The organism is Pyxidicoccus fallax (assembly GCF_012933655.1).
GTDB classification, from domain to species: Bacteria; Myxococcota; Myxococcia; order Myxococcales; family Myxococcaceae; genus Myxococcus; species Myxococcus fallax.
In genome coordinates this window covers 1-5,475 of the sequence record NZ_JABBJJ010000541.1, presented here as the reverse complement: position 1 = coordinate 5,475, position 5,475 = coordinate 1, and the positions used below count along the sequence as shown (strand labels likewise).

Sequence of the window (5,475 nt, the reverse complement as noted above, 5' to 3'; positions counted from 1 at the left end):
GGACGGGGTGTCGGACATGGGGTTGCTTCCTTATATCTGAGGCCAGCCGGGCTGGGGGACCGGGCGGGCGAGCGGGCGGTAGAAGGAGGCCCACCGGACGATGAAAGGCGTTAGAAGCAGGGGTTCTCTTTCGAGCCCCCCGTGAATCCGCACGAATCCGCCCTCCTCGAAGACCTGAACCCGCCCCAGCGCGAGGCCGTGCTGCATGGCGACGGCCCCCTGCTCGTCCTGTCAGGGGCCGGCAGCGGCAAGACGCGCGTCATCACCCGCCGGGTGGCGAACCTGGTGAAGGTCCGCCGCGTCTTCCCGTGGCGCATCCTCGCCGTCACCTTCACCAACAAGGCCGCGCGCGAGATGCGCGAGCGCCTGGTGCAGCTGTTGGGCGCGCAGGCCAATGATCTGGTGGTGAGCACCTTCCACTCGTCCGCGGCCATGATCCTGCGGCGCGAGGCGGAGCACGTGGGGCTCACCCGCTCGTTCGTCATCTACGACGACGGGGACCAGCTCAACGTGGTGAAGCGCGCCATGCGCGAGGCCGGCATCGAGCAGTCCATGCAGCCGCGCGAAATCCTGCACCGCATCGACCAGGAGAAGAACGCGGCGCGCCTGCCGGAGCACATGGTGGTGGAGCCGGGCGACGAGCGCGGCATGCTGGTGCGCCGGGTGTACGCGGCCTACCAGGAGCGGCTGCGCGCGGCCAACGCGGTGGACTTCGGCGACCTGCTGCTCCTCCTCGTCACGCTGTTCCGCACCCGGCCGGACGTGCTGGAGAACTACCGGCGCCGCTTCCACCACGTGCTGGTGGACGAGTTCCAGGACACCAACCCGGTGCAGTACGAGCTGCTCAAGCTGCTGGCGCCCCCGCCGTCGGCGAACCTCGTCGTGGTGGGCGACGACGACCAGTCCATCTACCGCTGGCGCGGCGCGGACGTGGACAACATCCTCAACTTCCCCCAGCAGTACCCCGGCGCCCGGGTGGTGAAGCTGGAGCAGAACTACCGCTCGGACCAGAACATCCTGGACGCGGCGAACGACGTCATCCGCAGGAACCCGCGGCGCATGGACAAGAAGCTCTGGTCCGACCGCCCGCGCGGCGCGGACCTCACGCTGCTGCTCAACCGCGACGAGCGGGCGGAGGCGCAGGAGGTGGCGCGGCAGATTCTCGCGCTCCAGCGCGAGGGCCTCATCCGGTTCTCCAGCATGGCGGTGTTCTACCGGGTGAACGCACAGAGCCGCGTGCTCGAAGAGGCGCTGCGCCTGGCGCGGGTGCCGTACACGCTGGTGAGCGGCCGCAGCTTCTATGACCGGGCGGAGGTGCGCGACGCGGCCGCGTACCTGCGGCTGATGGTGAACCCGCGCTCGGACGCGGACCTCCTGCGCATCATCAACACGCCCGCGCGCGGCATCGGCGACACCACGGTGGAGCGGGTGACGGACCACGCCAACTCGCGGGGCGTGAGCCTGTACGAGGCGCTCTCGCAGCCGGAGAGCATCCCCGACCTCAACACCACCGCGGTGAAGCGGCTGAAGGGCTTCCGCAACCTGGTGGCGTCGCTGGCGACGTTCGCCCTGGACGCCAAGGACGCGGCGAGCGCGGTGGAGCAGATGCTGCTCGAGACGAAGCTGGTGGACAGCCTCCAGGCCGAGGGCAGCGACGAGTCGCAGACGCGCGCGGAGAACCTGCGCGAGTTCCTGGGCGCCGCGCAGGAGTTCGACCTGAACCGGGCCGCCGCCGCGGTGGCGGCGGCGAAGAACGCGGCGGAAGTCCCTCCCGAGGTGGACGCGGCGCCGCTGACGGCGGACGTGCCGCCGCTGCAGGCGTTCCTGGAGCAGATTTCCCTGGTGGGCGAGGCCGACGCCGAGGTGGGCGAGGGCCGGGTGGCGCTGATGACGCTGCACGCGGCGAAGGGCCTGGAGTTCGACGCGGTGTTCCTGCCCGGCATGGAGGAGGGCGTCTTCCCGCACGCGCGCGCGGTCAAGGCCGAGGCCATGCAACATGACGACGAGGCGCCCCGGGACACGGACCCGACCGAGGAGATGGCCGAGGAGCGGCGCCTCTGCTACGTGGGCTTCACGCGCGCGCGCAAGCGGCTCTTCGTGAGCCTGGCGCAGTGCCGCTCGCTGTTCGGCGAGCTGCGCTACAACCCGCCCAGCCGCTTCCTGCAGGACGTGGAGCCGAAGCGGTTCGGCATCAGCGAGCAGGACCTGACGACGCGCGCCCGGCCTCCCTCGACGGCGGCGGTGGCGCCACGCAAGCGCACGTGGGACGAGGACGACGGCCCGCGCATCGACCGTTCGTACTCGCAGGCGTCGGACGACATGGACGGGGTGGGCGGAGACGTGCGTGGCATGCGCGTGCGCCACGAGCAGTTCGGCCTCGGCCGCATCATCGCCGCGGACGGCAGCGGGCCGAACGCGAAGGTGACGGTGGAGTTCGGCGGAGGCGTGGGCCTCAAGCGCGTCATCGCCCGCTTCCTCATGCCGGGGTGAGTCGCCCCGGAAGGGGAAGGGGTAGGGTAGGCGCCCGAGTGGAGAAGCCGTGGAATCGCCAGATTTACGTCTGGTGCCTTCGGCCACTTGGCTACCCCTCCACCGAAGCGGAGGAGGCTGGATTCGAACCAGCGAGGTCGTGAGAGTGCGTGTCGGGCCTCTCCGGCCGGGCGCTGCTCCAGGGACGCGGAAGGCCTCGCGCGCCTGACATGGAGCGCCACTGCTCGCCTACTGCTCGGGAGGCGGCACCCGCCACGACAGCACGCGCCCGTCGAGCCCCAGCACGAACACCTGGTCTCCCATCACCACGGGGCGGGTGCGCAGCGGCGTGTCCGTGCGCAGCGAGAAGACGCGCTCCCAGCCCGGCTGCCGCAGCGCGACGAGCCGGCCCTGGCGTCCCCGGGTGGGCACCAGCAGCAGGTCCTCGCGAAGGGATGCCACCTCCGTGACGAGCGGGTCGGGCAGGGGAAGCCGCGCCACCTCCTTCCCGTCCGCCGGAGACAGCCCCACGAGGACGGGCGACTCCTCGGCAATAGCCCCGAGCCACAGGATGCCCAGTGACAGGGAAGGAGGCCCGGTGAGGCTGCTCGCGGGGGACTGCTCCCACAGAGGGCTCCCGTCCTGGAAGTTCAGCGCGAGGAGCCGCCCGGGCCGCGTGCTCACGTAGAGGGCCTGCCGCCAGGACTTCATTCCCACCACGTCCCGAACGTCGCGCCGCCAGACCTGGGCCCCGTCGTCGGGGGAGAGAGCCACCAGCCCCGCGTCTCCCAGCGACACCACGAGAAGCCCACCGGCGAGAAGCGGAGCGGGGAAGCCATGGGAGGCGTCTGGCGAAGCCTCCTGCGTCTGGGACGCGGGCGCGGGGCTCTCCTGTGAGGAGCTGGCCGTGGCCTCCTGTGTCTCGGACCTGGAAGCAGGGCCACCATCCTTCGTCCCGGAGTCGGGAGCGGAGTTCCCGCGTACGGCGCCCGCCGCGGCTTTCCGCGTCTCGGGCTTGGGAGCGGCACTCTTCCCGGAAGCGCCCTTCGCGGCCTCCCGTGTCTGGGGCGTGGGAGCGGGGCTCTTCCGGGAAGCGCCCTTCGGGGACTCCTTCTTCTCGGCCGGAGGGGCGGGACTCTCCCGGGGACTGTTCGTCCCGGCCTTCCGCGACCCAGGCCGGGGAATACTCCACAGCACCTTGCCCGTGTCCACCGCGTGCGCGCGCACGGCGCCGTCCGGGGCCACGAGGTACAGCGAGGCCCCCGCCTCATCCACCACGGCCGGAGTCAGGACGGGCGGCTCTCCGGACCGGCGCCAACGCTCCGCGCCATCCGCGACGGCCAGACGCACCAGGTCACCCGCCACCGTGCCCACGATGACGCTGTCCCCGGCCAGGACGGGCCGGGTGGCCACCTCCCGGCCGAGCGCCACCCGCCACACCACACGCCCCGTCCGGTCCAGTCTCACCACCGTGCCAGCCTCGTTGCCGGTGATGACGCCATCCGCCAGGGCCACCAGCCCCGCCCGCGACGAGGCATCCGTGGAGAACCGGAAGGCCGTCTCGGCGGGCTCCTTGCATCCCACCGCCACCGCCGCCACCAGTGTCAGCGCCAGGGCGGGCAGCAGGGGCGTGCATGGACAGGCGCGAGGCGACATGGTTTGGAGGATGGCGCAAGGAAGGAACTTCGACCATGCCTACCATTCGTGAAGACGAGTTTCCCAGCGCGACCGGCATCCCCTCCTCCGCCCGGCGGACGGACTTCGTGCCGCCTCCCACGCTGGCGGTGACCGAGGAGCTGCTCCACGCGCTCCCCAAGACGGACCTGCACTGCCACCTCGACGGCTCCATGCGGCTGAAGACCATCCTCGAGCTGGCCGAGCAGCAGAAGGTGAGGCTGCCCGCGGACACCGTGGACGGGCTGGCGAAGGCCATCCACATGGGCGAGGTGTGCAAGAGCCTGGAGGAGTACCTCGTCGCCTTCGACGTGACGCTCTCCGTGCTCCAGACGGCCGAGGCGCTCTACCGCTCCGCGTACGAGCTGGCGGTGGACGCCGCCGCGGAGAACGTGCGCTGGCTGGAGGTGCGCTACTCGCCCGCGCTCCACCTCCAGAAGGGCCTGAAGATGACCACCGTCATCGACTCGGTGCTGGAGGGCCTGCGCGCCGCGAAGAAGGAGACGGGCATCAAGTGCGGCGTCATCGTCTGCGGCATCCGCCACATCAACCCGCAGACGTCCATGCGGCTGGCGGAGCTGTCCGTGGCCTACAAGAACCGCGGCGTCATCGGCTTCGACCTCGCCGGCGCCGAGGCCAGCTTCCCCGCCAAGGACCACCGCGACGCCTTCCAGCTCATCCTCAAGAACAACGTCAACTGCACCGCCCACGCGGGCGAGGCCTACGGCCCCGAGTCCATCTCCCAGGCCATCCACAACCTGGGCGCGCACCGCATCGGCCACGGCACCCGGCTGCGCGAGGACGGGGACCTGCTCAACTACGTCAACGACCACCGGATTCCCCTGGAGGTCTGCCCCACCTCCAACGTCCAGACGGGCGCCGTCACCAGCATCACCGCGCACCCGCTGAAGTTCTACTTCGACTACGGCCTGCGGGTGACCATCAACACCGACAACCGCCTCATCACCGACACCACCGTGACGAAGGAGCTGTGGACGGCCCACAAGGAACTCGGCCTGTCGCTGGAGGACCTGACGACCATCATCGTCTCGGGCTTCAAGAGCGCCTTCCTCCCGTTCCGCGAGAAGCAGGACATGCTGCGGATGGTGAACGAGGAAATCGCCACCACGCTGGCGGCCTTCGACAAGAAGCGGCAGCCCGTGAAGCAGCCGGCGTGATGACATAGCCTCTGGCGCGCGGCGCGTCAGCCCCGGGGACGAAGCTCTCCGGGGCAGGAGCAGCAGGGCGCCGGCGCACGGAGGAGAGACACCATGGACCTGGAGCTGGGCGGCAAGGTGGTGCTGGTGACGGGGGGCTCGGACGGGCTGGGGG

The 5,475-nt window shown here is 70.7% G+C and carries 3 protein-coding genes; 2 read left to right on the top strand and 1 reads right to left on the bottom strand.

Annotated elements, in window-relative coordinates; all coding sequences use genetic code 11:
* Nucleotides 1–141: 141 nt before the first annotated feature.
* Nucleotides 142–2,490, top strand: a complete 2,349-nt coding sequence (locus HG543_RS51085) for a UvrD-helicase domain-containing protein (protein ID WP_169352258.1) — start codon at nt 142–144, stop codon at nt 2,488–2,490.
* A gap of 228 nt (nt 2,491–2,718) precedes the next feature.
* On the opposite strand, the gene HG543_RS51080 is transcribed toward HG543_RS51085, so the two are convergent.
* Nucleotides 2,719–4,125 (bottom strand): outer membrane protein assembly factor BamB family protein, encoded by a 1,407-nt coding sequence (locus HG543_RS51080; protein WP_246357900.1) that lies wholly within the window; start codon nt 4,123–4,125, stop codon nt 2,719–2,721.
* Between the two features lie 35 nt (nt 4,126–4,160).
* On the opposite strand from HG543_RS51080, the gene add reads away from it, so the two are divergent.
* Nucleotides 4,161–5,321, top strand: coding sequence for an adenosine deaminase (gene add / locus HG543_RS51075; RefSeq protein WP_169352257.1), 1,161 nt, complete (start codon nt 4,161–4,163; stop codon nt 5,319–5,321).
* The last annotated feature ends 154 nt before the right edge of the window (nt 5,322–5,475 follow it).